The organism is Citrobacter sp. wls708 (genome assembly GCF_005281255.1).
Lineage (GTDB): Bacteria > Pseudomonadota > Gammaproteobacteria > Enterobacterales > Enterobacteriaceae > Citrobacter > Citrobacter werkmanii.
The window spans coordinates 914,089-937,523 of the sequence record NZ_SZXE01000015.1 but is presented as its reverse complement, the minus strand read 5'-3'; the positions used below and the strand labels follow the sequence as shown (position 1 = coordinate 937,523).

General features: G+C 52.5%; 22 protein-coding genes and 1 pseudogene. 14 read left to right on the top strand and 9 right to left on the bottom strand.

Translation table 11 applies throughout. The features are described 5' to 3' along the window. The first annotated feature begins 205 nt into the window (after positions 1-205). Positions 206-1,504, top strand: a complete 1,299-nt coding sequence (locus FDW97_RS09690) for an MFS transporter (RefSeq protein ID WP_061382224.1) — start codon at positions 206-208, stop codon at positions 1,502-1,504. On the opposite strand, the gene FDW97_RS09685 is transcribed toward FDW97_RS09690, so the two are convergent. From FDW97_RS09685 to trxC, 5 genes are all read right to left on the bottom strand, one after another. Then, positions 1,501-1,836, bottom strand: coding sequence for a YfiM family lipoprotein (locus FDW97_RS09685; RefSeq protein ID WP_202416123.1), 336 nt, complete (start codon positions 1,834-1,836; stop codon positions 1,501-1,503). The genes FDW97_RS09690 and FDW97_RS09685 overlap by 4 nt on opposite strands. Positions 1,837-1,867: 31 nt before the next feature. Further along, on the bottom strand, positions 1,868-3,223 hold the full coding sequence (gene pssA, locus FDW97_RS09680; RefSeq protein ID WP_038642732.1) for a CDP-diacylglycerol--serine O-phosphatidyltransferase: 1,356 nt from the start codon (positions 3,221-3,223) through the stop codon (positions 1,868-1,870). A gap of 114 nt (positions 3,224-3,337) precedes the next feature. Further along, a complete protein-coding gene (pat, locus tag FDW97_RS09675) occupies positions 3,338-5,998 on the bottom strand; it encodes a protein lysine acetyltransferase (RefSeq protein ID WP_038642730.1) in 2,661 nt (886 codons plus the stop codon). 36 nt (positions 5,999-6,034) lie between these two features. Continuing rightward, positions 6,035-6,733 carry a tRNA-uridine aminocarboxypropyltransferase gene (gene tapT, locus FDW97_RS09670; RefSeq protein ID WP_087856392.1) on the bottom strand — a complete coding sequence of 233 codons (699 nt, stop codon included), beginning with the start codon at positions 6,731-6,733 and terminating at the stop codon, positions 6,035-6,037. A gap of 69 nt (positions 6,734-6,802) precedes the next feature. After that, positions 6,803-7,222: a thioredoxin TrxC gene (gene trxC / locus FDW97_RS09665; protein WP_003037559.1), complete on the bottom strand. Its 420-nt coding sequence runs from the start codon at positions 7,220-7,222 to the stop codon at positions 6,803-6,805. Between the two features lie 207 nt (positions 7,223-7,429). Between trxC and FDW97_RS09660 the strand changes: the two genes are divergently transcribed. Then, positions 7,430-8,509 (top strand): tRNA/rRNA methyltransferase, encoded by a 1,080-nt coding sequence (locus FDW97_RS09660; protein WP_038642726.1) that lies wholly within the window; start codon positions 7,430-7,432, stop codon positions 8,507-8,509. 33 nt (positions 8,510-8,542) lie between these two features. Here the strand turns inward: FDW97_RS09660 and ung are convergent, their stop codons facing one another. Next, positions 8,543-9,232, bottom strand: coding sequence for a uracil-DNA glycosylase (gene ung, locus FDW97_RS09655; RefSeq protein ID WP_042306632.1), 690 nt, complete (start codon positions 9,230-9,232; stop codon positions 8,543-8,545). A gap of 317 nt (positions 9,233-9,549) precedes the next feature. Here ung and grcA point away from each other — a divergent pair, with 317 nt between their 5' ends. Next, a complete protein-coding gene (grcA, locus tag FDW97_RS09650) occupies positions 9,550-9,933 on the top strand; it encodes an autonomous glycyl radical cofactor GrcA (protein WP_005121223.1) in 384 nt (127 codons plus the stop codon). Between the two features lie 78 nt (positions 9,934-10,011). Here grcA and eamB read toward each other — a convergent pair whose 3' ends face one another. Then, positions 10,012-10,599: a cysteine/O-acetylserine transporter gene (gene eamB / locus FDW97_RS09645; RefSeq protein ID WP_038642722.1), complete on the bottom strand. Its 588-nt coding sequence runs from the start codon at positions 10,597-10,599 to the stop codon at positions 10,012-10,014. A 102-nt stretch (positions 10,600-10,701) separates the two neighbouring features. Between eamB and FDW97_RS09640 the strand changes: the two genes are divergently transcribed. Continuing rightward, on the top strand, positions 10,702-11,598 hold the full coding sequence (locus FDW97_RS09640; RefSeq protein ID WP_137350970.1) for a LysR family transcriptional regulator: 897 nt from the start codon (positions 10,702-10,704) through the stop codon (positions 11,596-11,598). Between the two features lie 18 nt (positions 11,599-11,616). On the opposite strand, the gene srmB is transcribed toward FDW97_RS09640, so the two are convergent. Further along, entirely contained in the window at positions 11,617-12,945 is a 1,329-nt protein-coding gene (gene srmB / locus FDW97_RS09635; protein ID WP_038642718.1) for an ATP-dependent RNA helicase SrmB, read from the bottom strand. 132 nt (positions 12,946-13,077) lie between these two features. Between srmB and trmN the strand changes: the two genes are divergently transcribed. Then, positions 13,078-13,815 carry a tRNA(1)(Val) (adenine(37)-N(6))-methyltransferase TrmN gene (gene trmN, locus FDW97_RS09630; RefSeq protein ID WP_061382218.1) on the top strand — a complete coding sequence of 246 codons (738 nt, stop codon included), beginning with the start codon at positions 13,078-13,080 and terminating at the stop codon, positions 13,813-13,815. Here the strand turns inward: trmN and nadB are convergent. Next, entirely contained in the window at positions 13,800-15,422 is a 1,623-nt protein-coding gene (nadB, locus tag FDW97_RS09625; RefSeq protein ID WP_038642714.1) for an L-aspartate oxidase, read from the bottom strand. The two genes, trmN and nadB, sit on opposite strands and share 16 nt — an antisense overlap. 263 nt (positions 15,423-15,685) lie before the next feature. Between nadB and rseD the strand changes: the two are divergent. The 9 genes and pseudogenes from rseD (at position 15,686) to era (ending at position 23,434) form a co-directional block, all read left to right on the top strand. Then, positions 15,686-15,851: pseudogene (rseD, locus tag FDW97_RS09620) on the top strand (rpoE leader peptide RseD). Continuing rightward, a complete protein-coding gene (gene rpoE / locus FDW97_RS09615; RefSeq protein ID WP_003037573.1) occupies positions 15,848-16,423 on the top strand; it encodes an RNA polymerase sigma factor RpoE in 576 nt (191 codons plus the stop codon). The pseudogene rseD and the gene rpoE overlap by 4 nt, the downstream one beginning before the upstream one ends. Positions 16,424-16,454: 31 nt before the next feature. Further along, positions 16,455-17,105, top strand: coding sequence for an anti-sigma-E factor RseA (gene rseA, locus FDW97_RS09610; RefSeq protein WP_008785497.1), 651 nt, complete (start codon positions 16,455-16,457; stop codon positions 17,103-17,105). Next, on the top strand, positions 17,105-18,061 hold the full coding sequence (gene rseB, locus FDW97_RS09605) for a sigma-E factor regulatory protein RseB (protein WP_038642710.1): 957 nt from the start codon (positions 17,105-17,107) through the stop codon (positions 18,059-18,061). The genes rseA and rseB overlap by 1 nt, the downstream gene beginning before the upstream one ends. Next, the gene (gene rseC / locus FDW97_RS09600; RefSeq protein WP_137350959.1) at positions 18,058-18,522 is read left to right on the top strand and encodes a SoxR-reducing system protein RseC; all 465 of its coding nucleotides are present in this window, start codon (positions 18,058-18,060) and stop codon (positions 18,520-18,522) included. The genes rseB and rseC overlap by 4 nt, the downstream gene beginning before the upstream one ends. Positions 18,523-18,792: 270 nt before the next feature. Then, positions 18,793-20,592, top strand: coding sequence for a translation elongation factor 4 (gene lepA, locus FDW97_RS09595; RefSeq protein WP_038642706.1), 1,800 nt, complete (start codon positions 18,793-18,795; stop codon positions 20,590-20,592). Positions 20,593-20,607: 15 nt separating this feature from the next. Further along, positions 20,608-21,582: a signal peptidase I gene (gene lepB, locus FDW97_RS09590; protein ID WP_085048974.1), complete on the top strand. Its 975-nt coding sequence runs from the start codon at positions 20,608-20,610 to the stop codon at positions 21,580-21,582. A gap of 269 nt (positions 21,583-21,851) precedes the next feature. Continuing rightward, positions 21,852-22,532 carry a ribonuclease III gene (gene rnc / locus FDW97_RS09585; protein WP_003037579.1) on the top strand — a complete coding sequence of 227 codons (681 nt, stop codon included), beginning with the start codon at positions 21,852-21,854 and terminating at the stop codon, positions 22,530-22,532. Further along, the gene (gene era, locus FDW97_RS09580) at positions 22,529-23,434 is read left to right on the top strand and encodes a GTPase Era (protein ID WP_042306656.1); all 906 of its coding nucleotides are present in this window, start codon (positions 22,529-22,531) and stop codon (positions 23,432-23,434) included. The genes rnc and era overlap by 4 nt, the downstream gene beginning before the upstream one ends. Position 23,435: the final 1 nt, after the last annotated feature.

Genomic DNA, 23,435 nt, shown 5'->3' with positions numbered 1-23,435 from the left:
TTTGCGTCTGTGTGAAATGAAACCTGCCGCCTTATGCGACCTCCGACGCTATCCCCTCGAACATATCTGAATCCTTTCTGTGCTAATTAAAACCGTGACTTATATCGCATAATTAATTATAACAATTATATAACATTTGGTTTACCAAAAAAGACACAACTAGCATTGATAAATTCACGCGATCCTTGGCAGGGGTATAATTCTAATGGCTGATAGCAGTGTAACTGAGAACGGGACGCTGACAGACGGCGATACCCGTCGTCGTATTTGGGCGATTGTCGGAGCATCATCAGGGAATCTGGTCGAATGGTTTGATTTCTATATCTATTCTTTCTGCTCTCTCTATTTTGCTCATATCTTTTTTCCATCAGGAAACACCACTACGCAACTCTTACAGACTGCCGGCGTTTTTGCCGCAGGCTTTCTGATGCGACCAATTGGCGGCTGGTTGTTTGGTCGCATCGCTGATAAGCACGGGCGCAAAAAATCCATGCTGCTGTCAGTTTGTATGATGTGTATGGGATCGTTGGTGATCGCTTGTCTTCCGGGGTATGAAACCATCGGTACCTGGGCTCCTGCGCTATTGCTACTGGCCAGACTATTTCAGGGACTGTCTGTCGGGGGCGAATACGGGACCAGCGCTACCTACATGAGTGAAGTGGCCATTGAAGGTAAGAAAGGTTTTTATGCTTCATTCCAGTACGTAACGTTAATTGGCGGGCAGCTATTGGCATTACTGGTTGTGGTCATTTTACAGCAAACCTTAGAAGATTCAGCGCTCAGAGAGTGGGGGTGGCGTATTCCATTTGCGCTGGGAGCCGTGTTAGCTATTGTCGCGCTATGGCTGCGTCGCCAGTTGGATGAAACCTCGAAACAGGACGTTCGCGCGCTGAAAGAAGCGGGCTCTCTGAAAGGTCTGTGGCGTAATCGCAAAGCCTTCATCATGGTGCTTGGCTTTACTGCTGCTGGCTCGCTGTGTTTTTACACCTTCACAACCTATATGCAGAAGTACCTGGTTAATACCGCAGGTATGCATGCCAACGTAGCCAGCGGGATTATGACGGCGGCACTGTGTGTGTTCATGCTGGTGCAACCATTGTTTGGCGCTTTGTCAGATAAAATTGGCCGACGTACTTCCATGCTATGCTTTGGCGCATTAGCTGCGATTTTCACCGTTCCCATTTTGACAGCATTGCAAAACGTGACGTCTCCGTATATGGCGTTTGCTCTGGTAATGTGCGCCTTGTTGATCGTGAGTTTCTATACGTCCATCAGCGGCATTCTGAAGGCTGAGATGTTTCCGGCGCAGGTGCGCGCCCTGGGGGTTGGGTTATCTTATGCGGTGGCGAATGCTCTGTTTGGTGGTTCAGCCGAATATGTTGCCTTATCCCTGAAATCCATCGGTATGGAAACCACATTCTTCTGGTACGTTACCGCGCTGGCAGTCGTCGCATTTTTAGTATCGCTGATGCTGCATGGTAAGGGGAAAGGGCTGCGCCTCTAATGATGCGCCAGTTGCCAGACTGCATAGCCGGTTGAGGCGCCCGCAACATCCCAGGCAAAGTCCTTCCAGCTCCAGCCGCTCCCAGCGGGGCGGCTGTCCCACAGCTCTTTCGATGCGCCCAGGCTGATTGAGAACATCAAACCAATAGCCGCACTGCGATCTCGGTTGTTACCCTGATGCTGTGCATATTCGTTACCGGCTGCGGCAAGCATGGCGGAGGCAATAAAATGTTGAGCTTTGTCTTGTCCGCTCCAGCGGTCGTTTGCCATGTGGCTGCAGCCAGAAATAGCCAGGATACTGGTAAGAATAAACAGGCGCACCGTTGCCTCCATATGAAAAACCCCGTCAGTGACGGGGTTTTGGTTACAGAATACGGCTAATTAATCTGTCGATACGAATACGGCGTAGTCGACGGATCAGCTTACGCACTTTGACTGGATAGTCAGCAATGCTTTGCAGGTCGCGGTAGTGCTTAACCACGGTGGTATGCGTGCGGATAAGCTCCAGCTCTTTATCGCGCTGGGGCGCCAGCTCTTGCTTAGGATCGTGGATAAGGATGGCATTTTCCAGATCCAGACGCCAGGCTCGAGGATTAAGGTTGTTGCCGGTGAGCAGCATCCATTTATCATCAACCCACATACCTTTCAGATGATAAGTGTTGTCATCATCTTTCCATAAGCGCACGACTAACTGGTCGGTATTCACATAATATTGCAGTCTGCTCAGGAAACGGCGCAGGTTAATTTCATACAGATAGGGCAGCGCGCCGATGATTTTAAAAGGCTCATCTTCCGGGATATAAAAGTCGTTGGCGGTTTTATCACCGACAATGATTTCGACCTTTTTCCCTTCACGCAGCAGCTGAATGATATTGCGCACCAGTATGGCGGGCAGATTGAAATAAGGGGTACAAATTGTGAGTTTGTGCTCTGCGCAGGGCATGAGGTGGAAAATAGTCTTATTTAACAGACTGGATTTTCCGAGTCCAACCAGAGGCGTAACAGAAAGCTGTTCATTATCCGCATCTCCCTGAAAATGGAATGACGCATCGCGCAGTTCCTGACGGTACAAGCGGATGTCGTTTTTAATTTCCGGGCTTTTAGGGCGATTGATATCATCAAGACGATTAACGCCGCGACCATTCATCAGGTTTTGCGCTACCCAATTGAACATGATATCGGCCATTTGCGCGTTGCGAATCAACTGATAACGGTCGTAGCGATATTTATCATGCTGATGCAGATAAACATCGTTCAGGCTGGCGCCGCTATACAGGACGCTGTCATCGATGATAAAGCCTTTGAAATGCAGAACGCCAAGGGCTTCGCGCGTGTTAATCGGCACGCCATAGACAGGAATATCGATACCGGGGTTTTCTTGCGCCATGCGGCAATACCAGTCAGCATTGGTATTAGATGCCGCAGCACCAATGCGCCCGCGCTGGGCTCGGTGCCAGTCGACAAGCACCCGGACATCCAGTTCAGGACGCTGCCGTTTTGCCGCATAGAGCGCGTCGAGTATGCCTTTGCCACCGTCATCCTGTTCCAGGTACAGCGCAATAATGCAGATCCGTCGCGTCGCGCTGGCGATTTTTTCCAGCAGAGTCTCCCTGAAATTAGCGGGAGCATAAAAGAAATCTACATCATCAACTGACTGAGAAATCTTGGGTAGTTGGGCAAGGTGTTGTTGATGTTTATTACGCTTAAATTTTGACAACATCACAGTGCATTTCTTCTCTGTTCATTGAAGGGTCCTCTGTGCTATGCAGACGACATAAGCGGGCAATGATACCACCAGTACCCATTAATGTGGTCAACATTTCCAGTACCTTACTCACGATTCCTCAAATTGGGCCAGATTAAGCGTTAGCCCAACAATCCCCTCTTCGAGTTGGACGTCAACAACGAACCCGAGTTTCCGGGCCAGGGCGACCATACCGCGATTGTTTGGCATCGTAATACCATTCAAACGTCTAAGTCCGTGATCTCGGGTATAGGCAATTAATTTTTCCATCAATCGGCGACCCAGTCCAAGTCCTTTGAGATCAGAACGAACCAGGACGGCAAACTCGGCATCTACGTTATCAGGATCCGAGATAGCTCGCGTCACGCCGAGGATCTCTTCATGATTATCTCTACAACGCACAGCGACAAAGGCCATTTCACGATCGTAGTCGATCTGTGTCATATTGGCTAAATCTTCATGGGTAAATTCGTTGATCTCACTAAAATAGCGATAATAAAGATCTTCTTTGGTTACCTGAGAAATGAACTGCTGCAGATGAGGTTCATCCTCTGGCAAAATGGGGCGGAACAGGCAGCGCTCGCCGTTCTTCAACTCAACCCACTCTTCAAGCTGATGAGGGTAGGGGCGTACAGCCAATCTGCTTTCGTTATCGCCTGTGAAAGGGGCAATGTCCAGCGTGACGTCCAGCGCGGTAAACTCACCGGCGGAGGCCAGCAGTGGGTGAATATCCAGACGCTGAATTTCCGGACAATCGACGATCAGGTTGGATACCTGCACCAGAAGCTGGCTTAGTCCGGCGATATCCAGTGGGCGTAGTGCGCTACGAGCGCGGATCTTCTTATTTTTGATCCCCTGGATAACCAGATAACGCGCCAGATTCATGTTCAATGGCGGCAATGCCACCACGGCTTGCTCTTCTGGTCGCCACTCAACCCCGCCTTCACCCAGCATAATCAGCGGGCCAAATACCGGATCGTGTTCAACGACGACGCGAAGCTCCTGAGCGCCAGCGCGATTCGCCATGCTTTGCACTAATAAACCGTGGATGCGCGCCTGCGGCCAGGCCATTTTCACCCGATCAAAAATCGCATTCGCGGCCTGCTGTACCTCTGTTGCCGTACGCAGGTAGAGCATTACCCCCTGAACTTCCGATTTATGCGGGATATCAGGGGAACGCAGCTTGAGCGCCACCGGATAGCCGATCTGCTCTGCGATATGCACAGCTTCCGCGCTGTCGCTGGCGATCCAGGTCGGGAGCGTGTGTAAGCCATAAGCTTGTAAAATCGGCTGCACTTCATGGGTATCCAGCGATGTGGCCCCTTCGGCAATCGCCTGCTGTAACAGATTATGCGCCTCGGCGGTGTTCGTGGTCAGGTAGTCCGGTAGCGCAGGCGTTTCTCGCAGTTGCTTCTGGTTACGCCGATACTCAACCATATGCATAAATGCGGTGATGGTTCCTTCCGGTGTACGGTAGGTGGGCACCCCTGCTTCGCTAAATAGCCTACGGGCTTCCTGGGAAGAAAACTCCCCGCACCAGTTGGTTAGTAAGGAGATAAATTTCCCTCGAGGATGCTGCTTTACTGCTTCGATCAACGCTTGCGCGCTTTCGGTCCCGGGGGCAGCGGCGCTGGGCGAATGAATCACCATCAGGGCGTCGAAGTCCTGGCTGGCGAGCAAAATATCCAGCGTTTTTACATAGTGTTCGCTACTGGCGTCGTCACGAAGATCCAGCGGGTTGCCGATATCAACATGGGCTGGTAGCGCATCGCGTAATTTCTGGCAGGTATCTTCACTCAGCGTGGCGAGTTTGCCATTCTTCGACCATAGCTCATCCAATGCCAGTGCGGCAGGCGCGGCGCCGTTACTGATGATCATTAGTCTGTCACCACGCAGCGGGCGCATGTGACTCAGGGTTTCGACCGCCGAGAACAGCTCGTGAGTATCTTGCACGCGTAATAAACCGGCGCGCTGAATAGCCGCATCCCAGGCTGGGTCCATCCCTGCACTGGTGTGCAGTAAACGCTGCGCTGCTGGGCTGCGGCCACTCTTAATCACCAGAATGGGTTTGTTGCGCGCGGCGCTACGGGCGGCAGAGACAAAGCGCCGGGCATCGCTCAAATGTTCGAGATAGAGCAATATTGCGCTGGTTTTACTGTCGCGCGCCAGGTAATCCAGCAGCTCATCAACGTCGATATCCAGGCTGTCACCCAACGCGATAAAGTAAGAAAAGCCCATTTCTCTCTGCTGCGCCCAGTCGAGTATGGTATTGGATACGGCGGCGGATTGAGAGATAAAAGCCAGCTTGCCGCGCTTAATCGGGACGGGGGAAAAGCTGGCGTTAAGTCCCTGCCAGGGGGCGAGAAGTCCCAGACTGTTGGGACCCAGCAGGCGTATTTTATAGCGTGAGGCGCAGGCCAGCAGTTCTGCATGCTGGGCCGCGGGAGCCGAAAGAATAATGCAGGTTTTACAGCCTTTCTCGCCAAGCGCTTCGAGCAATGCCAGGTTACGGCTGGCATTGGTGCACAACACGGCGAGGTCGGGGCTAAAAGGCAAGCTGCTGATATTGGGCCAGGCCAGTACGCCCAATACCGCTTTCCAGGCGGGCGTCACCGGTAGAACTGGCCCATTGAAACCGCCGGCAAGCAGATTACGCATCATCAGGTAACCCGCGCGGTTAGGCTTCATCGACGCCCCAATCACCGCAATGGATTTCGGTCGCAGTAGTGCTTCCAGACCACGTTGACTCATATCGGCTTCCTTAATGACACCAGTGACCGAATGATTTTAAACGCTTTCTGTCGAGTCTGCTGTGACGCTTCCCTGATGTTGAGTTTTTCCTGCCAGGTAACGGGTTTTAAAGCGAGTGAAGTGATCGCTTAACCCTTCCGCAGCTTGCGTATCGCCAGCCAGATCCAGCAAAGCGATGGCGACTTCGGCAGTACAGTATTGCCCTTCGGCGTGAATACCACGCAGGTGATAAGCAGAAAGGCGCGATAAATCAACGGAGATCACCGGCAGGTTGTCGAGGTACGGGCTTTTGCGGAACATTTTACGCGCTTCCGGCCAGGTGCCATCGAGCATAATAAACAACGGCGGTTTGCCGGTCGGCGGCGTGAAAATCACTTCGCGCTCTTCGCCCGCATAGGAAGCCGGGAATACCACCATCGGCTGGTAATCGGGATTTTTCACCAGCTCAAGCAGCGCCTGCGGCGGTTCGGTGCGTGACCACTGAAAAGCCGCGGTATCGGGCAAAATATCGGCGATTAAACGTCCCGTGTTACTGGGCTTCATCGGCTCTGTATCAAACATGACCAGACAAAAACGGCTTTTGGCCTCAGACGGTACTAACGTTGCGCATAAGCAGAGCTTTAGCGGCAGCAGGCAGCGCTGGCAGCGACGAATACGGTTACCTCGGGCGAGGAAAGGACGCGTGGCGCGCGCGAGGCGCTCAGCGCGTAACTGAAGAACTGCGTTATCGGTCATGGGGGAACACGTTGAAAAACGCTATTGTCGCAGAGGTGAAAACGGGGCACAAGATGCGCCCCGCAGAGATTATAATGATTCGTTAAGCCAGCTATCAAACGGAGCCTTAGGTACGGCGCCATTAAGCATATCGACGATTTCACCTTTTCTGAAGATCATGATGGTCGGAATACTGCGGATGCCGAAGCGGGCGCTGAGTTCACGCTCGGCTTCTGTATTCACTTTAACAAAACGTACTTTACCGCTACGCTCTTCCGCGACATCTTCAAAAATTGGGGCAAAGTTACGGCATGGTCCGCACCAGGGGGCCCAAAAATCAACCACCACCGGGAGATCGTCTTTTAACAGTTTATCCAGTGTTTCACCGGTCGCATTGATCACCTCCCCATCGAACAGGTCGTGACCACAGCGTCCGCATTTAGCCGCTTCCTGGACACGATCGTCGGGAATGCGGTTGATAGCCTGGCAGCTGGTACAAACGGTATTCATAACTAACCTCTGGATGAGTAGTGTGGACTTCATGGCAGTGACGCCAGTATGTTTCTATTATGTTACATATTATCGGGGAGTCTGTTCTAAACAACAATGCGTTTTATTCAATGAGTACAATAGTCCTTAGCTTTTAAATGAAATAATGGCTAACGACGTGCACATCGGGTAATCTGCGCGCTTCGCGCAGAGCAGGTGGAGAAAAACATGAGCGACGAACTGAAGAACAAAAACGGCAAGGTCAAAGTGATGTACGTCCGCAGTGACGATGACTCGGATAAACGCACCCAAAATCCACGTACTGGTAAAGGCGGCGGACGCCCCGGTACTTCCCGAGCCGAAGGCGGTCGTCGCCCTGCCCGTGATGACAGAAAGGGTCCGAACAGCGAACGCGGCCGTGAACGTGGTCGTGACCGCGATGCAGAACGCGATCGCAGACGTGAAGATTCACCATGGCGTACCGTGTCCCGCGCACCGAATGATGATGCTGAGGATAAAGCCGATCATGGTGGCATTAGCGGCAAGAGTTTTATCGATCCTGAAGTCTTACGTCGTCAGCGCGCGGAAGAAACCCGCGTTTACGGTGAAAATGCCTGTCAGGCTCTGTTCCAGAGTCGTCCGGACGCTATTGTTCGCGCCTGGTTCGTGCAGAGCGTCACCCCGCGCTTTAAAGAAGCATTACGCTGGATGGCGGCAAACCGTAAAGCCTACCATGTGGTTGACGAAGCTGAGCTGGCGAAAGCCTCCGGTACTGAGCACCATGGTGGTGTTTGCTTCCTGATCAAAAAACGTAACGGTACCACCGTTAAGCAGTGGGTGGGTCAGGCTGGGGCGCAGGATTGCGTACTGGCTCTGGAAGACATCGCTAACCCGCACAACCTGGGCGGAATGATGCGTAGCTGCGCCCACTTTGGTGTGAAAGGCGTGGTGGTACAGGACGCGGCGCTGCTGGAATCAGGTGCGGCAATCCGTACCGCTGAAGGTGGCGCAGAGCATGTTCAGCCGATCACCGGTGACAGCATTGTCGATGTGCTGGACGACTTCCGTAAGGCAGGTTACACGGTAGTGATGACCTCAAGCGTGAAAGGCAAACCGTTGTTTACTACCACGCTGCCGGAAAAAATGGTGCTGGTATTAGGGCGTGAGCGTGAAGCGCTGCCGGAAGCGGCATGCTCAGCCGACGACCTGTGCGTGGCGATTGACGGTACGGGTAACGTTGAAACGCTCAACGTATCTGTGGCAACCGGCGTACTGCTCGCGGAGTGGTGGCGTCAGAACAAAGCCTGATAATAAAAATGCCAGCGAATCGCTGGCATTTTTTTACTCACTTTCTGCAGGTAACACCGGCGTCCAGTCAATCGGTTTTTCACCTCGTTGTTCCAGCCATTCATTAGCCAGTACAAAGTGATTGCAGCCAAAGAAACCGCGATGCGCGGAGAGCGGTGACGGGTGCGGCGCTTTCAACACATGGTGACGTTGGGTATCAATAATCGCACCTTTCTTTTGTGCGTGTGAACCCCAGAGCAGGAAAACGACGCCTTCGCGATGCTGATTAATCAGGCTGATGACTTTATCGGTAAAGGTTTCCCAGCCCAGGCTGGCGTGCGAATGTGCCTGACCGGCGCGGACGGTGAGTACGGTATTCAGTAACAGTACCCCCTGACGTGCCCAGCTTTCCAGATAACCGTGCGTTGGGCGCGTGAAGCCTGGAATCGTCGCTTCCAGCTCTTTGTACATGTTCAGCAGCGAGGGGGGAGTGGCAATACCCGGACGAACTGAGAACGCGAGACCGTGTGCCTGGCCTGGACCGTGGTAAGGATCCTGCCCCAGGATGACGACTTTCACGTCGCCAAGTTCGGTAAAGCGAAAAGCGTTAAACACATCTTTTTGCGGCGGGTAAATTGTCATACCCGACTGACGCTCGCCAGCGACAGTATGTAGCGTGTTAACAAAATAAGGCTGCTGTTTCTCATCTGCCAGCACATCGTGCCAGGTTAATTCGGTGGCCATCTCGCTCTCCTGCGAATTTTCAATCCCTCTAGCTTAACTGCTTCTTACCACGTCGCAAAATTCTGTACGTTTCTCAACGGCATGGGCCTTAAAGATAGTTGAAAATTTATGTAAAAAGTTTAGCTGTGTACGTGGCGTAAGTTGATGTAAAACAATAAAATCCACCTATCACCACTTTTCATGTGTGGTTTTTATTGATTTAAATCAAAGATTCAAGGGTGTGTGAGGGGTATATATACACTCAAGCAACAATGGTTTTACCAATTGGCCGGATGACGGCCAACCGAGATCAAATAATTTTGCCGGGGAGGCATCAAATGATTACAGGTATCCAGATTACTAAAGCTGCAAACGACGACCTGCTGAACTCTTTCTGGCTGCTGGACAGCGAAAAAGGCGAAGCACGCTGCATCGTTGCGAAAGCAGGTTTCAATGCGGATGACGTCGTTGCCGTCAGCAAACTGGGTGAAATCGAATACCGTGAAGTGCCGGTAGACGTGCAGCCGGAAGTTCGCGTGGAAGGTGGTCAGCACCTGAACGTGAATGTTCTGCGTCGCGAAACGCTGGAAGATGCGGTTAAGCATCCGGAAAAATATCCGCAGCTGACCATCCGTGTTTCTGGTTATGCGGTACGTTTCAACTCTCTGACCCCAGAACAGCAGCGCGACGTTATTGCTCGTACCTTTACTGAGAGCCTGTAAGGCTCGCGGGGAATAACCCCGTTTAGCAGAGAATCAAAAGCGGAAGATGCCAGCGCGTCTTCCGCTTTTTTATATCCGTTAGTAAAAAATTCGTACTGCGCAATACACTAACAGCAGCGCCAGAATGATATTCAACTGTCGGCCGTAACGGCGAAAGAGGCGCTGAAAAAGATGGCCTGCCAGCGCCCAACATGCATTACCAAAGGTGCCGATCAGCGCCAGCAGAATACTCACCCCAATCAGCCAGTGTGCATCCTGCGTATAGGGCAGTACGAACGTGGATAACGCGGTAATGCCGTACAAAATGATTTTGACGTTAACAAACTGCAAGCCAAAACTCGCCCAGAAGCCGATCGGTTCGGACTGCAAATTATCGTTTGCCGCCGGGCTGGTGGCGATTTTCAATGCCAGCCACAAGATATATGCCGCGCCTGCCCAACTGAGCCAGTGGATGATGGCAGGATCCATCGCGGCAAGCGAAAACGAAATCCCGGCGCATATCAGCATGACGATTAAAAAGCCCAGACTCATCCCGGCAAGCACGCGCGTGCTCTGGCGAAAACCGTGTGACGTCGCAGCACTGAGCGCAAGGATGTTATTTGGGCCGGGGGTTAGCGCGGTAATCAATGTATAGGTCCAGAATGCACTTAAAAGTATGGGGGTCACTTGTTATCTCCTCTGTTTTGGTAGACAGTACCCGAGTCAAAACATTTAAAAAAATGAATGTTTTCGCATTCTGAGTTCGATATTTTCGATGGGTTGGTGCGGATGGATTTACGTCGGTTTATTACGTTAAAAACGGTGGTGGAAGAGGGGTCGTTCCTGCGGGCGTCACAAAAGCTTTGTTGTACGCAATCGACCGTGACGTTTCATATTCAGCAGCTTGAGCAAGAGCTTTCGGTGCAGTTGTTCGAAAAAATTGGCCGCAGAATGTGTCTCACCAGTGAGGGCAAACGGTTGATGCCGCATATACACGACCTGACCCGCGTGATGGCATCGATTCGTCAGTCAGCGCAGCAGGATGCGCAGCCGAGCGGCGTTCTACGCGTTGCGACCGGCGAAACGCTGCTGGCGTATAAAATGCCGCAGGTTCTACAGCGATTTAAACAACGCGCGCCTCATGTGCGGTTGTCCTTACAGTCGCTTAACTGCTATGTCATTCGCGATGCGTTGCTCGGTGATGAGGTTGATCTGGGCGTGTTTTATCGTGTTGGTAATGATGATGCACTTGAGATGATACCGCTGGGCGATCAGTCACTGGCGCTGGTTGCGTCGCCTCTGCTGCAGCACGTTGATTTCACCCGGCATCACCAGCACATTCCCTGCAGCTTTATCATTAATGAACCGCAATGTATTTTCAGACAACGCTTCGAAGGGCTACTGCGTAAGCGTCATATTACGCTGGAAAATACGATTGAGTTGTGGAGTATTGAGAGCATCAAGCACTGCGTATCGGCAAATCTTGGCGTCAGTTTTTTGCCGCGTTTTGCCGTTGAGAAGGAGCTACGTTCAGGGGAATTGGTTGAGTTACCGTTCAGCGAACAGCCGGAGTTAATTACGGCATTGTGCGGTTATCATGCTGGAAAAGTCGTTAGCCCGGCGATGCGGGTGTTTATTGAGTGTATTGAAGAGAGCTTTGCGACGCATGAAAAAATGCCGGGCTAAACGGCCCGGCATACGGTTTTACTCTTTGTCGGACTGCTGGGGAGCCGTTCCGCTCGGCTTACGACGCTTGCCGATATTTTTGGCGTCGCGGTGACGTTTCTTCACGCGCGGTTTCTCTTTTTCTTTGGCTTTTTGCTCGGCGCGCTTCGCCAGCACTTTCTTGGACGGCTTGCCGTTAGATTTCTCACTTGGCGCGCGAGTTGTCGGACGCAGTTCGTCAATAACGCGCGCTTTCAGCGGTTCGTCGATATAGCGGCTCGCTTTGCCAAGCAGCAGGTGGTCGTGCGCTTCAACCAGAGAAATCGCGGTACCTTTACGGCCAGCGCGGCCGGTACGGCCAATGCGGTGTAGATAGGCATCACCACTGCGCGGCATGTCGTAGTTAAACACGTGGCTAACATCAGGAATGTCGATCCCGCGAGCGGCAACATCGGTCGCAACCAGTACGTTCACACGACCATCGGTCAGGCGTTTGATCGCTTCGTTACGCTTGATCTGTACCATCTCGCCTTCGAGATAGCAGTTATTAATGCCAGCCTGGCGCAGCCAGCCTGCCAGCTCGTGCACACGCTCACGCTTACGTACAAAAACAATCGAACGGGTCGCTTCCGGCTGTTTTAACAGATGGATCAGCAGAGCCGTTTTGTGCTCGATGTCATCGGCACGGTAGTAAAATTGATGGATCTTCTTGCGTTCGCGGGTCGATGGATCCGCCGAAACCTCAACCGGATCTTCCAGCAGGCGCTCGGCAAAATCTTTAATCGCGTCGCCTTCCAGCGTGGCAGAGAATAACATCGTCTGCTTACGCCAGCGGGTTTCTCCGGCGATATGTTCGATGTCCTGGGCAAAGCCCATGTCCAGCATACGGTCTGCCTCATCGAGGATCAGCGTTTCAACCGCGTGGCAGTCGAAATTCTCTTCTTTGATGTATTGCAGCAGGCGACCGGTGGTGGCGACCACGATATCCTGGTTTTCGCTAAAGACTTCCATATGGTTCATGTAAGCCACGCCGCCGGTAATTGTGGCGATATCCAGATGCGTATTCTTCGCCAGTTCACGGGCGTGGTCGGCAACCTGCATCGCCAGTTCGCGCGTTGGCGTCAGAATTAAAATGCGCGGTGGGCCAGATTTTTTGCGCGGGAAGTCGAGCAGGTGCTGCAACGCTGGCAGCAAATATGCCGCCGTTTTACCGGTGCCTGTCGGCGCAGAACCGAGTACATCACGGCCATCGAGCGCAGGCGGAATGGCGGCAGCCTGAATGGCGGTCGGGCGAGTGAAACCTTTTTCCTGGAGGGCATCCAGAAGGCTTTCATCGAGTTCAAGTTCGGAAAAAGTCGTTACAGTCATGTTCTACCTCTGTGTGGGGCGCTGATTATAGACGTTACGGCTGCAATCTTCATCTGTTTGTATGGATATAGCTTCTCAGGTATTGTTTTTATCCTATGTTATCGTCTTTTTTCCCCAGGAAGGTTGTTCTCCATGCCCCAGTCTACATCCGTACTTAGACGTAATGGATTTACATTTAAGCAGTTTTTTGTGGCGCATGATCGTTGTGCGATGAAAGTCGGAACGGACGGTATTTTATTAGGGGCCTGGGCCCCCGTTGCGGGCGTAAAACGGATCCTGGATATTGGTACCGGGAGCGGCCTGTTGGCGCTGATGCTGGCCCAGCGTACTGATGAAAATGTCATCATTGACGCCGTGGAGCTTGATGTTGACGCCGCGCAGCAGGCGCAGGAGAACATCGCGCAATCTCCGTGGATGCATCGCGTCAGCGTTCATACAGCAGATGCGCAGCAATGGATACCACGCCAGACCGTGCGTTTTGATTTGATTATCAGCAATCCACCTTATTATGAACAGGGAGTGGAATGCGCCACGCCGCAGCGCGAACAGGCACGTTACACGACTGCGCTCGATCATGAAGCATTGCTGGCGCTGGCGGCGGGGAGTATTACAGAAGATGGTTTTTTTTGTGTCGTGCTGCCGGAACAAATTGGTAACGCCTTTACCCAGCAGGCATTAAGTATGGGCTGGCATTTGCGTTTACGTACGGATGTGGCAGAAACTGAGGCCCGGCTACCACATCGTGTATTGTTGGCATTCTCCCCGCAGGCCGGGGAGTGCTTTAGCGACAGGTTGTTTATCCGTGGGCCAGACCAACGTTACTCTGAAGGTTACACGGCGCTGACCCAGGCGTTTTATCTGTTTATGTGATGACTTAGCGGCGAGAGGATGGACGGGCCTGACTCGGGAAGTTGTTCAGGATAATCCAGCGTGTAGTGCAGGCCCCGACTCTCTTTGCGCATCATTGCGCAGCGTACGATCAGCTCGGCAACCTGCACCAGGTTGCGCAGTTCCAGCAAATTGTTCGACACGCGGAAATGGGCGTAATACTCGTCGATTTCCTGTTGCAGCATGGTGATACGGCGCAGCGCGCGCTCCAGGCGCTTAGTCGTACGCACAATACCGACGTAGTCCCACATAAATAAGCGCAGCTCATGCCAGTTATGTTGAATCACCACCAACTCATCCGGATTTTCCACACGACTTTCATCCCAGGCGGGAAGTGTGTTGACACCGCGTGCGTAAGGCATTCGCCTGTCGATATCTTCAGCGGCTGACCAGCCGTAAACCAGGCACTCAAGCAATGAGTTCGACGCCATACGGTTGGCGCCATGCAGGCCGGTATAGCTCACTTCGCCGATGGCATACAGACCGTCGACATCCGTGCGGCCAAAGTCATCAACCATCACACCGCCGCAGGTATAGTGCGCGGCAGGAACGATAGGGACCGGCTCTTTGGTCAAATCGATGCCCAGTCCCAGCAGTTTTTCATAAATCATCGGGAAATGCTGACGAACAAATGCTTCCGGTTTATGGCTGATGTCGAGGAACATGCAGTCAGCGCCCAGACGCTTCATCTCGTGGTCAATGGCACGGGCGACGATATCGCGGGGAGCCAGTTCGCCACGCTCGTCAAAATCGGGCATAAAGCGCGAGCCGTCCGGGCGCTTCAGGTGCGCGCCTTCGCCACGCAGCGCCTCGGTCAGCAGGAAATTGCGCGCCTGCGGATGATACAGCGCCGTTGGATGAAACTGGTTAAATTCAAGATTGGCGACACGACATCCCGCGCGCCAGGCCATCGCAATCCCGTCCCCCGAGGAGATATCCGGATTGGTAGTGTACTGATACACTTTTGACGCGCCGCCGGTAGCTAACACCACTGACTTCGCATGGCAGGTTTCGACAGCTTCTTTATTACGATTCCAGATCCAGGCCCCAACAACCCGACGCGTTCCCGGCAGGCCGATTTTATCAGAGACAATCAGATCGACGGCATTACTGCGCTCCAGAACCTGTATGTTAGGATGATTTTGCGCCTGGCTGACAAGGGTGGTTTCGACTTCTTTACCGGTAGCATCCGCAGCATGCAGGATGCGTCGATGACTATGACCGCCTTCACGGGTCAGGTGATAACTCTCTTCACCGTTGGGCTGAACCTGCGTATCAAATAACACACCCTGATCGATAAGCCACTGCACACAGGTGCGGGCATTGCTGGCGACAAACTCTACCGCATGACGATCGCAAAGTCCGGCCCCGGCAACCAGCGTATCTTCAACGTGGGAGTCGATACTGTCGGTTTCATCGAAAACCGCGGCAATACCACCCTGAGCATAAAACGTCGAGCCTTCGCTAACAGGACCTTTGCTCAGTACAATAACCTGATGTTTCTCAGCCAGCCGCAGCGCCAGCGAGAGTCCGGCAGCTCCGCTGCCAATGATCAGCACGTCACAGGATAATTCAGGAGTTGTATTCATAATTTTTGTTTAATTTACTAAACATTGTTTGCTCACAATAGCACCAGAATACGCGTTGCTGCACGTTTTATTTTTAAATGTGTTGCAATGGCTAAACATGAAAGAAAAAGTATGACGAGGCCGAAATGAGCAAAATTATTTTGTGAAGCAGGCCGTTAGCATCAGATTATGTGATGAAATAAAGTGGCCGTTGGGTTACTCTGCAAGCGGTGAAATGGGCATTTCTTACAGATAGTGCGTTGATCGGGTTATGTAGACTTATAATGAGAGATAAGACCTGTCTACAACATGACAAACAAAAAACAAATGCGTAACGGAACTTTACGAAACTTGAGCACTCTAAGCATTTGCTTGCTCATAGTGAAGCTTATGGAGTGGCGTTTCGACAGCGCGTGGAAATTTGGTTTGGGGAGACTTTACCTCGGATGAGCGAGCAGTTAACGGACCAGGTCCTGGTAGAACGGGTCCAGAAGGGAGATCAGAAAGCCTTTAACCTACTGGTAGTCCGCTATCAGCATAAGGTGGCGAGTCTGGTTTCTCGCTATGTACCGTCGGGCGATGTACCCGATGTAGTACAAGAAGCATTTATCAAGGCCTATCGTGCGCTGGACTCGTTCCGGGGGGATAGTGCTTTTTATACCTGGCTGTATCGTATCGCAGTCAATACAGCGAAGAATTACCTGGTCGCTCAGGGGCGTCGTCCACCTTCCAGTGATATAGATGCGATTGAAGCAGAAAACTACGAAAGTGGCGGTGCACTGAAAGAAATTTCGAACCCTGAGAACTTAATGTTGTCAGAAGAACTGAGACAGATAGTTTTCCGAACTATTGAGTCCCTCCCGGAAGATTTACGCATGGCAATAACCTTGCGGGAGCTGGATGGCCTGAGCTATGAAGAGATAGCCGCTATCATGGATTGTCCGGTAGGTACGGTGCGTTCACGTATCTTCCGAGCGAGGGAAGCTATTGATAATAAAGTTCAACCGCTTATCAGGCGTTGACGATAGCGGGATACTGGAAAAGGTATTAGGCATGCAGAAAGAAAAACTTTCCGCTTTAATGGATGGCGAAACGCTGGATACTGAGTTGCTTAAAGAGCTGACTCACGACCCGGAAATGCAAAAAACCTGGGAGAGTTATCACCTTATTCGCGATTCCATGCGAGGTGATACCGCCGACGTTCTCCATTTCGATATTTCCGCCCGCGTAATGGCTGCCATCCAGGATGAGCCAGTACGTCAGACGGCGCCATTGATTCCTGAGGCCCAGCCAGCTCCGCACCAGTGGCAGAAAATGCCATTCTGGAAGAAAATGCGTCCGTGGGCCGCGCAGCTTACCCAAATGGGGGTGGCCGCGTGTGTATCACTTGCAGTTATTGTTGGCGTCCAGCACTATAACGGTCAATCTGAAACGTCCCAGCAGCCCGAAACGCCGGTATTTAATACATTACCGATGATGGGTAAAGCCAGTCCGGTAAGCTTGGGTGTACCTTCTGACGCGACAGCCAGCGGCGGTCAGCAGCAGCAGGTACAGGAGCAGCGTCGTCGTATTAATGCCATGTTGCAGGATTACGAACTGCAACGTCGACTGCACTCTGAACAGCTTCAGTTTGAGCAGGCGCAAACACAGCAAGCCGCTGTGCAGGTGCCAGGAATTCAAACTTTAGGAACGCAATCGCAGTAATGAAGCAACTTTGGTTTGCCATGTCACTTGTGGCTGGTAGCCTGTTCTTCTCTGTAAACGCCTCGGCCAATCCTGCGTCCGGGGCGTTGTTGCAGCAGATGAATCTGGCCAGCCAGTCGCTAACCTATGAGCTGTCATTTGTCAGCATCAATAAACAGGGTGTTGAATCCCTACGTTATCGCCATGCCCGCCAGGATAACCGTCCGTTAGCGCAGTTGTTGCAATTGGATGGACCGCGCCGGGAAGTGGTGCAACGCGGCAATGAAATTAGCTATTTCGAGCCTGGGCTCGAACCGTTCACGCTGAACGGCGACTATATCGTTGATTCATTGCCATCCCTGATTTATACCGACTTCAAACGCCTTGCACCCTACTATGATTTTATTTCAGTAGGCCGCACTCGCATTGCCGATCGGCTCTGTGAAGTGATCCGCGTTGTCGCTCGTGACGGCACGCGTTACAGCTATATCGTCTGGATGGACACCGAAACCAAGCTACCGATGCGTGTCGATCTTCTCGATCGTGATGGCGAAACGCTGGAACAGTTCCGCGTCATCGCCTTTACCGTAAACAACGGCGTTAGCGACAGCATGCAGACGCTGGCGAAAGCCAATCTACCGCCGTTGCTGTCGGTTCCTGCGGGTGAAAAAACCAACTTCAACTGGAGTCCGTCATGGGTGCCGCAAGGCTTTAGTGAAGTCTCCAGCAGTCGACGTCCGCTGCCGACCATGGATAACATGCCGATTGAATCACGCCTTTATTCGGATGGCCTGTTCAGTTTCTCCGTGAACGTAAACCGTGCGACGCAAAACAGCACCGATCAACTGCTGCGAACCGGGCGTAGAACGGTCAGCACCAGCGTGCGTGATAACGCGGAAATTACGATAGTGGGCGAACTGCCGCCACAAACGGCGAAGCGTATCGCGGACAATATTAAGTTCAGGGCCGCACAATGATCAAAGAGTGGGCGACAGTCGTTTCCTGGCAAAATGGTCTGGCGACGGTCAGCTGTGATGTGAAAGCGTCATGTAGCAGCTGTGCTTCCCGGGCCGGATGCGGGAGCCGCGTGCTGAATAAACTTGGACCGCAGACCACGCACACTATTGTGGTACCCAGCGATGAGCCATTGGCCCCTGGTCAAAAAGTTGAGCTGGGCATTGCCGAGAGGAGCCTGTTGGGATCGGCGATGCTGGTTTATATGTCTCCGCTGGCGGGGCTCTTTCTTTTCGCGGCGCTGTTCCAGGTGCTGTTTGGCTCCGACCTGGCAGCTTTAAGCGGGGCTGTACTGGGTGGCGTGGGCGGATTCCTGATCGCCCGCGGATATTCCCATAAGCTTGCTGAACGTGAAGCCTGGCAGCCGGTCATTCTGAACGTTGCCCTCCCGCCCGATCTTATTCGCGTTGAAACCCAGCAGTGATATCTTTGCCTGATGGCGCTGCGCTTATCAGGCCTACCGCGTTTTCAGATGCAGGCGTAGGCCGGATAAGGCGTTTATGCTGCCATCCGGCAAAAGTTTCACCGACTTTGTAAGGTTGTTTCCAGTTCCCGCTATCCTTGCTCTATGAACGTTTCCTCGCCTCAGCGTTGTAGTGTAGAATGCGGCGTTTCACTTAAACAGACGTTAAGCTCAGATCAGCGACTTCTCAGAGCCTGCTCAGGCGGGCGTAAGGCACAATAATTACTCTATATGAAGAACATACGTAACTTTTCAATCATTGCTCACATCGACCACGGTAAATCGACGCTGTCTGACCGTATTATCCAGATCTGCGGTGGCCTGTCTGACCGTGAAATGGAAGCGCAGGTTCTCGACTCGATGGATCTTGAGCGTGAGCGCGGTATTACTATCAAAGCGCAGAGCGTGACGCTCGATTTCAAAGCATCTGATGGTGAAACCTATCAGCTTAACTTTATCGACACCCCGGGCCACGTCGACTTCTCATATGAAGTTTCCCGCTCGCTTGCCGCCTGTGAAGGCGCACTGCTGGTGGTTGACGCCGGGCAGGGTGTAGAAGCGCAAACGCTGGCCAACTGCTACACCGCCATGGAAATGGATCTGGAAGTGGTGCCGGTACTGAACAAGATTGACCTGCCAGCCGCTGACCCTGAGCGTGTAGCGGAAGAAATTGAAGATATCGTCGGCATCGACGCCACCGACGCAGTACGCTGCTCGGCGAAAACCGGCGTGGGCGTGACCGACGTGCTGGAACGTCTGGTGCGCGACATTCCGCCGCCGGAAGGCGATCCGGAAGGCCCATTGCAGGCGCTGATCATCGACTCCTGGTTCGATAACTACCTGGGCGTGGTTTCGCTGGTGCGTATTAAAAACGGCACCATGCGTAAAGGCGACAAGATTAAAGTGATGAGCACCGGTCAGGTTTATAACGCCGACCGTCTGGGTATCTTCACGCCGAAACAGGTTGACCGTACCGAGCTGAAATGCGGCGAGGTAGGTTGGTTGGTTTGTGCGATTAAAGACATCCTTGGCGCCCCGGTGGGTGATACCTTAACGTCTGCGCGTAACCCGGCAGAGAAAGCGCTACCAGGTTTCAAGAAGGTGAAACCGCAGGTTTATGCCGGTCTGTTCCCGGTCAGCTCTGACGATTACGAAAACTTCCGTGATGCGCTCGGCAAGCTGAGCCTGAACGACGCTTCCTTGTTCTATGAGCCGGAAAGCTCAACCGCGCTGGGCTTTGGCTTCCGCTGTGGCTTCCTCGGCCTGTTGCACATGGAGATCATTCAGGAACGTCTGGAACGTGAATACGATCTGGATCTGATCACTACCGCGCCGACCGTAGTTTACGAAGTGGAAACCACGGCGAAGGAGACAATCTACGTCGATAGCCCGTCCAAGCTGCCGCCGCTGAACAACATCTACGAACTGCGCGAGCCGATCGCCGAGTGTCACATGCTGCTGCCGCAGGCTTACCTTGGTAACGTCATCACGCTGTGTATCGAGAAACGTGGCGTACAAACCAACATGGTTTATCACGGTAACCAGGTCGCGCTGACCTATGAAATTCCGATGGCGGAAGTGGTACTCGACTTCTTCGACCGCCTGAAGTCGACCTCCCGCGGCTATGCGTCGCTGGACTATAACTTCAAACGCTTCCAGGCGTCTGACATGGTGCGTGTTGATGTCCTCATCAATAACGAACGTGTCGATGCGCTGGCGCTGATCACTCACCGCGACAACTCCCAGAGCCGTGGCCGTGAGCTGGTCGAGAAGATGAAAGATCTGATCCCGCGCCAGCAGTTTGATATCGCGATCCAGGCGGCCATCGGCACGCACATCATCGCGCGTTCAACGGTGAAGCAACTGCGTAAAAACGTTCTGGCGAAATGCTACGGTGGCGACATCAGCCGTAAGAAAAAGCTGCTGCAAAAACAGAAAGAGGGTAAAAAGCGCATGAAGCAGATCGGTAACGTCGAACTGCCGCAGGAAGCGTTCCTCGCCATTCTGCATGTCGGTAAAGACAGCAAATAATCTTAAGGAGTTGGCATGGCGAACATGTTTGCCCTGATTCTGGTGATTGCCACACTAGTGACGGGCATTTTATGGTGCGTAGATAAATTCATTTTCGCGCCAAAACGCCGGGAGCGTCAGACAGCAGCACAAGCTGCTGCAGGTGATTCACTGGATAAAGCAACGCTGAAAAAAGTGGCCCCTAAGCCGGGCTGGCTGGAAACTGGCGCATCCGTTTTCCCGGTATTAGCTATCGTGCTGGTGGTGCGTTCGTTTATTTATGAACCGTTCCAGATCCCGTCAGGTTCGATGATGCCGACGCTGTTGATTGGCGACTTTATTCTGGTGGAGAAATTCGCCTACGGGATTAAAGATCCGATTTACCAGAAAACGTTGATCGAAACCGGCCATCCGAAACGCGGTGATATCGTGGTGTTTAAATACCCGGAAGATCCACGTCTGGACTACATCAAACGCGCTGTCGGTTTACCGGGAGACAAAGTGACGTACGATCCGGTGGCGAAAGAGGTGACTATTCAGCCTGGTTGCAGCTCCGGTCAGGCGTGTGAAAATGCGCTGCCGGTAACCTACTCTGATGTTCAGCCAAGTGATTTTGTGCAGACCTTTGCTCGTCGCAACGGCGGGGAAGCGACCAGCGGTTTCTTTGAAGTTCCGTTGAACGAAACGAAAGAGAACGGTATTCGCCTCACCGAACGTAAAGAAACGCTCGGTGAGGTAACGCACCGCATTCTGACCGTGCCAATCGCGCAGGATCAGGTAGGGATGTACTACCGTCAGCCTGGCCAGCAGCTAGCGACCTGGATCGTCCCACCGGGACACTACTTCATGATGGGTGATAACCGTGACAATAGCGCGGACAGCCGTTACTGGGGATTTGTGCCGGAAGCGAATCTGGTGGGTAAAGCGACTGCAATCTGGATGAGTTTCGACAAGCAAGAGGGTGAATGGCCGACCGGCGTGCGTTTAAGCCGTATTGGTGGTATTCATTAATTGCTAATAATCGTTCACGTTGTCGTCATTATGGCGACAACGTGAATTATTTCTCGGATAAATTCCCGCAGACTAACGACATCCCTTGTCGTTGTGTATAGAATATTCCCCCGAAGTTTTAGGTTGGCACCGACAGGTTGCCACGGCACACGAAACAGCGTTGGTTTGTATACAAAAGCATTCAGACGATGCCAGATGGCTAAGTGAATGGCGTATATCAGGTCTGTTTCGTGTGCTGAATTGTTGACGCATTCATTTATTGGTATCGCATGAACCCCATCGTAATTAATCGGCTTCAACGGAAGCTGGGCTACACTTTTAATCATCAGGAGCTGTTGCAGCAGGCATTAACTCACCGTAGCGCCAGCAGCAAACATAACGAGCGTTTAGAATTTTTAGGCGACTCTATTTTGAGCTTTGTCATCGCTAATGCGTTATATCACCGTTTCCCGCGTGTGGATGAAGGTGATATGAGCCGCATGCGCGCGACGCTGGTTCGCGGTAATACGCTGGCAGAATTAGCCCGTGAGTTTGACCTCGGTGAATGTTTACGTTTGGGGCCAGGCGAGCTGAAAAGCGGCGGTTTCCGTCGTGAATCGATCCTGGCGGACACCGTTGAAGCTTTGATCGGCGGCGTCTTCCTCGACAGCGATATTCAAACCGTTGAACAACTGATCCTGAATTGGTATCAAACCCGTCTGGATGAAATTAGCCCAGGCGACAAACAAAAAGATCCGAAAACGCGCCTGCAGGAATATTTGCAGGGTCGCCACCTGCCGCTGCCGTCCTACCTGGTGGTGCAGGTCCGTGGTGAAGCTCACGATCAAGAATTTACTATCCACTGCCAGGTCAGCGGCCTGAGTGAACCGGTGGTTGGCACAGGTTCGAGCCGTCGTAAGGCTGAGCAGGCTGCCGCCGAACAGGCGTTGAAAAAACTGGAGCTGGAATGAGCATCGATAAAACTTACTGCGGATTTATTGCCATCGTCGGCCGCCCGAACGTTGGCAAATCCACCTTGTTGAATAATCTGCTTGGGCAGAAGATTTCTATTACCTCTCGTAAGGCTCAGACAACTCGTCACCGTATTGTTGGCATCCATACCGAAGGCGCGTATCAGGCGATTTATGTTGATACCCCGGGCCTGCATATGGAAGAAAAACGAGCCATTAACCGCTTGATGAACAAGGCGGCGAGCAGCTCGATTGGTGATGTTGAGCTGGTGATTTTCGTTGTGGAAGGCACTCGCTGGACGCCGGACGACGAAATGGTGCTCAACAAGCTGCGTGATGGTAAAGCCCCGGTAATTCTGGCGGTGAACAAAGTCGATAACGTTCAGGAAAAAGCCGATCTGCTGCCGCACCTGCAGTTCCTGGCCAGCCAGATGAACTTTCTCGACATCGTGCCGATCTCTGCCGAGACCGGTCTGAATGTTGATACCATTGCGGGTATCGTACGTAAGCATCTGCCGGAAGCAATTCATCACTTCCCGGAAGATTACATCACCGATCGTTCTCAGCGCTTTATGGCCTCTGAAATCATCCGTGAAAAGCTGATGCGTTTTCTGGGCGCTGAACTGCCGTATTCCGTCACCGTTGAGATTGAGCGTTTTATCTCTAACGAGCGCGGCGGCTACGATATCAACGGTCTGATCCTTGTCGAACGTGAAGGGCAGAAGAAGATGGTGATTGGCAACAAAGGGGCCAAAATTAAAACCATCGGTATTGAAGCGCGTAAAGACATGCAGGAGATGTTCGAAGCGCCTGTTCACCTTGAACTGTGGGTGAAAGTGAAATCCGGCTGGGCCGATGACGAACGCGCGCTGCGCAGCCTCGGTTACGGCGACGATCTCTGAG